Raw genomic sequence first — 4,126 nt, 5'->3', positions numbered from 1 at the left:
GAGCTGCTCTATATCGCCGCCCTCTTCCACGATGTGGCCAAGGGCCGCGGCGGCGACCACTCGGAGCTCGGCGCCACCGAGGTGAAGCGCTTCTGCCGCCAGCATGGGTTGAACGCGGAGGACAYGGCCATGTGCGTCTTCCTCGTCGAGCACCACCTGACGATGTCGCGCGTGGCGCAGAAGGAAGACCTGTCCGACCCCGACGTTATCGCCGCCTTCGCCGCCAAGGTCGGTGACGTGCGTCGCCTGACGGCGCTGTACCTGCTGACCGTCGCCGACATCCGCGGCACCAGCCCCAAGGTCTGGAATGCCTGGAAGGGCAAGCTGCTCGAGGACCTCTACCGCATCACACTACGGGCCTTGGGTGGAGCCAAGATCAACCTCGACGCCGAGATCGAGGCACGCAAGGCCGAGGCCCGCCAGGACCTGGCCCTGCACTCCCAGCTCCCCGGTACCGAGGAGCCGCTGTGGAAGACGCTGGCCATCAGCTACTTCGCGCGCCATGAAGGCGCCGAGCTTGCCTGGCACGCGCGTTCGCTGTGGCGCCATGTCGAGACTCAAGTGCCCGTCGTGCGCGCGCGTCCCTCGCCCATCGGCGAGGGCCTGCAGGTCCTGGTCTACGCACCCGACCAGCAGGACCTGTTCGCCCGCATCTGCGGCTATTTCGACGGTGCCGGCTTCAGCATCCTCGATGCCAAGGTGCACACGACACGCAAGGGCTATGCGCTGGACACCTTCCAGGTCATCCGCCCCGAGGCCGACGTGCACCACCGCGACCTCGTGCCGCTGGTGGAGCAGAAGCTCAGCGCGGCGCTGCAGACCGGCGGCCCACTGCCCGAGCCGCGGCGCGGGCGCCTCTCGCGCCGCGTCAAGAGCTTCCCCTACACGCCGCGCATCTCACTGCGCCCGGACGAGCGCGCGACGGCCTGGTTGCTGACCATCTCCACCAGCGACCGCGCCGGCCTGCTCTACGCCATCGCCCGTGTGCTGGCGCGACACGGCATCAACCTGCAGCTGGCCAAGATCTCGACGCTGGGCGAGCGCGTGGAAGACACGTTCTTGCTCGACGGCCCGGCACTCCAGCAGAACAAGGCCCAGCTGCAGATCGAGAGCGAGCTGCTGGACGCGGTGTCGCTGCCGGCCTGACCAGCCCACCCCTACCGGCTTCGCTGCCGTGGCCGCCCAACGCAGCACGGCTTGAGCCGCATCAAGGCAGCCGGCGTCCGGGCACGCCACACTTGGCACCGCCATGCCCAACCGCTACAGCGAACAGGCCCTGAGGGAGTCCCAGGCCTTCGGCGTCCGTCCCATTCCCGTGCTGCGCCCGCTGGGCTGGCTCGCGCGCGGCTGGCAGGACCTGTGGCAGGCGCCGCTGGCCTCGCTCGCCCACGGCCTGGTCATGGCCGCGTTCGGCGCCCTGCTCTTCGCGTTGGCGCGAGACCGCTTCTGGTTGCTGGCGGGCGCCTTCACCGGCTTCCTCATCGTCGCGCCCATCCTGGCCACCGGCCTGTACGCGCTCAGCCGCGAGCTGGACCGGGGCGGGCAACCCGGCTGGCGCACGGTGCGCGACGCCTGGCGCCCGCGCGACGGCCGGCTCATCGTCTTCGGCGTGCTGCTGGCCTTCGCCGGCACGGGCTGGGTGCTGTGCTCCGCGGCCTTCGTGACCGGCTTTGCCGCCGACCCCATCCACAGCCCGCGCGACTTCCTGCTCAAGGTCGTGATGAACGACGAATCCCGGCTCTTCGAGACCTGGCTCATGCTGGGTGCGGTGCTCGCCGCGCCGGTTTTCGCATCCACCGTCGTGGCCATCCCGGCGCTGGTAGACCTGCCTCCGCACAAGCTGGGCGTGCTCGGCGCGGTGTTCACGAGCTGGAAGGTCGTGCTGGCGCACCCCGCCCCCATGGCGCTCTGGGCCGCCCTCCTCCTCGCATTGACGCTGCTGGGCATGGCCACCGCGCTGCTGGGCCTGATCCTCGTCGTGCCTTGGCTGGGCCACGCGAGCTGGCACGCCTACCGCGACCTTGTCACCCGCCGGGACTGAACCATGTGGGGCTACACCGAAGCCGAGATCGCGCAGTTCGGCCTGACCTTCGGGGTTGGCGCCTTCATGCTCTACATGGTGTTCATCATCCTGCAGCTGGCGCGCGAGTCCAAGGCGGGTCGCTTCGGCACCTTCGTGCTGCTGCTGGGCCTGGGCTTCGGCCTTGTCGGCTTCGCGGCCAAGGGCGTCATCAAGTACTTCCTGTCCGGAGCCATCGGATGAAGCCGCCCTCTGCGGCAAGCCGCACCTTGAAGCACAGCCATTTCGAGGACGCCCAGGCCCTGCTCACCGGCACGCTGTTCGCCGCGCTGGTGCCGCTGGATCGCATCGGCCTGTCGCTGCTGGGCATGGCGGCCATCAACGCGGCCCTGGCCATCAACCACCGACCCGGCCGCTACGTGGCGACCTGAGCGTCACGCCAGATCACCGGCAAGGCTGGCCAGTGTCTCGGGCGTGATCTGCACGTGTGCGGGGTAGTGGGTGTGATCGCAGCCGAGCTTCACGCTCGCGCCCGCCTTGAGCGCCTGCCGCATGGCCGGTGTGAGCTCGAAGCGCACGAAGTGCACGGCCGAGGTCTTCTCGTCGTTCTCGCGGTCCAGGTCCTCGTCGGCGATGGCATAGACGCGCGGCTGGCCCTCCACCTCGATGAACATCCGGTCCTCCACGCCGATCAGCCGCGCCAGCTCCCGCTTGCGTTCGTTGGGGTCGGGATATTCGATGAGGAGCGTCCCCTTCCAGTTCGTGCCGTCGGGCACCAGCGGCGCATAGGCATCGATCTCACTCTGGATACCCTCTTCCTCGAAGATCTTCTCGATGCGCAGCATCTCCTGGATCTGGTAGCGAATGGTGCGCTCGTCCTCGAACTGCAGGTTCAGGTGCTCGCCCAGCTGCACGCTGCGCAGCCGGCGGTGGGCGACGATTGAACCCTTCTCGGTCTTGCGGAACTTCGCATAGGCCTCCAGCGTCATCAGGCTGTCTTTGGTGATCATGGCAAGCCGTAAGCAGTACGCATCAAGGTCAGTGGGTGAGCCAGGGCCTTGGCCGGCGTGCCGGCCTGCGCCATGCCCTGGGCGATGTGGTGGCCGGCCAGCGCACAGTCGCTGGCGATGAAGTCGGGCTCGTCCTTGGCCATGGCCTTGAACACCGGCTTGCCGATCTTCATCGCGACCGGGTGAGTGGGCGTCTTCACGCCATAGGTGCCCGCATGGCCCGAACAGCGCTCGACGGTGTTGAGCTTGACCTCCACGCTCCGGCCGATCAGCCTGAACATTTCCTCGGTCTTGCGGCCGATCTTCTGCACCCGGCCGTGGCAGGGTACGTGGTATGACACCCTGCCCAGGGCTTGCTTGAAATCGGTCCGCAGCAAGCCGTCCTTGTGGCGGGCGACGAGGTATTCGAACGGGTCCCACATCGCGTCCTGCACAAGCCTCACCGCCTTTTCCTCAGGAAACATCAGCGGCAGCTCCTGCTTGAACATCAGCGTGCAGCTTGGGATGGCCGACAGGATGGCAAAGCCGTYCTTGGCATAGGGCGCCAGCGTGGCGATGTTGGCCGTCTTGTGCTTCTCCACCGTGGCCAGGTCGCCGAGCTCCAGCTTGGGCATGCCGCAGCAGGCTTCCTTTTCGACGAGGACATAGGGAATGGCGTTGTGCTCCAGCACCTTGAGCAGGTCAAAGCCGATGCCGGGCTCGTTGTAGTTGACGTAGCAGGTCGAGAAGATGGCCACCTTGCCCGGCGTGCGCTCGCCGTTGGTGACGACTTGCGTCTGCGCCTTGGGCGCGCTCCAGCGAAAGCGCTGCGTCGCCAGCGCCGGCAGCCAGGCATCAGGGTGCACGCCCAACTGCTTGTCCATCAGCTTGCGCGCGAACTTCGTGCGGTTCACGGCGTTGGCAACCTGCACAACGATGGGAATGCCGGCGAACTGGCCGTGCACGTCGGTGGAGGCCAGGAACTTCTCGCCGCCGCCGACCTCGCCCTTGCCGAATTTGATCGCCTTGGCACGCAGCATGGTGTGCGGGAAGTCGACATTCCACGGGTGCGGCGGCACATAGGGGCACTTGGTCATGTAGCAGAGGTCGCACAGAT

General features: G+C 67.4%; 6 protein-coding genes. 4 read left to right on the top strand and 2 right to left on the bottom strand.

Going from position 1 to position 4,126, the window contains the following annotated elements; genetic code table 11:
- The 4 genes from AC1DU6_RS22200 to AC1DU6_RS22185 all read left to right on the top strand — a co-directional run.
- On the top strand, positions 1-1,146 hold a 1,146-nt coding region (locus AC1DU6_RS22200; protein ID WP_477859648.1), incomplete at its 5' end, for an ACT domain-containing protein.
- A gap of 103 nt (positions 1,147-1,249) precedes the next feature.
- Positions 1,250-2,041 carry a DUF2189 domain-containing protein gene (locus tag AC1DU6_RS22195; RefSeq protein WP_477859646.1) on the top strand — a complete coding sequence of 264 codons (792 nt, stop codon included), beginning with the start codon at positions 1,250-1,252 and terminating at the stop codon, positions 2,039-2,041.
- Between the two features lie 3 nt (positions 2,042-2,044).
- Positions 2,045-2,263, top strand: coding sequence for a DUF2788 domain-containing protein (locus AC1DU6_RS22190; RefSeq protein WP_056193383.1), 219 nt, complete (start codon positions 2,045-2,047; stop codon positions 2,261-2,263).
- Positions 2,260-2,451, top strand: a complete 192-nt coding sequence (locus tag AC1DU6_RS22185; protein WP_457323618.1) for a hypothetical protein — start codon at positions 2,260-2,262, stop codon at positions 2,449-2,451. The genes AC1DU6_RS22190 and AC1DU6_RS22185 overlap by 4 nt, the downstream gene beginning before the upstream one ends.
- A 3-nt stretch (positions 2,452-2,454) precedes the next feature.
- On the opposite strand, the gene AC1DU6_RS22180 is transcribed toward AC1DU6_RS22185, so the two are convergent.
- The gene (locus tag AC1DU6_RS22180) at positions 2,455-3,030 is read right to left on the bottom strand and encodes a DUF3501 family protein (protein WP_457323617.1); all 576 of its coding nucleotides are present in this window, start codon (positions 3,028-3,030) and stop codon (positions 2,455-2,457) included.
- Positions 3,027-4,126: heterodisulfide reductase-related iron-sulfur binding cluster (locus AC1DU6_RS22175; RefSeq protein ID WP_477859643.1), on the bottom strand; the 1,100-nt coding region annotated here is incomplete at its 5' end. The genes AC1DU6_RS22180 and AC1DU6_RS22175, both read right to left, overlap by 4 nt.

The organism is Roseateles sp. P5_B10 (assembly GCF_056400485.1).
This window is presented reverse-complemented; position numbering and strand designations above follow the sequence as displayed.

What these genes read in the sequence shown, in the direction of transcription:
- AC1DU6_RS22195 (WP_477859646.1), top strand. Translation starts at nt 1,250, where the DNA reads ATGCCCAACCGCTACAGCGAACAGGCCCTGAGGGAGTCCCAGGCCTTC.
- AC1DU6_RS22190 (WP_056193383.1), top strand. Translation starts at nt 2,045, where the DNA reads ATGTGGGGCTACACCGAAGCCGAGATCGCGCAGTTCGGCCTGACCTTC.
- AC1DU6_RS22185 (WP_457323618.1), top strand. Translation starts at nt 2,260, where the DNA reads ATGAAGCCGCCCTCTGCGGCAAGCCGCACCTTGAAGCACAGCCATTTC.
- AC1DU6_RS22180 (WP_457323617.1), bottom strand. Translation starts at nt 3,030, where the DNA reads ATGATCACCAAAGACAGCCTGATGACGCTGGAGGCCTATGCGAAGTTC.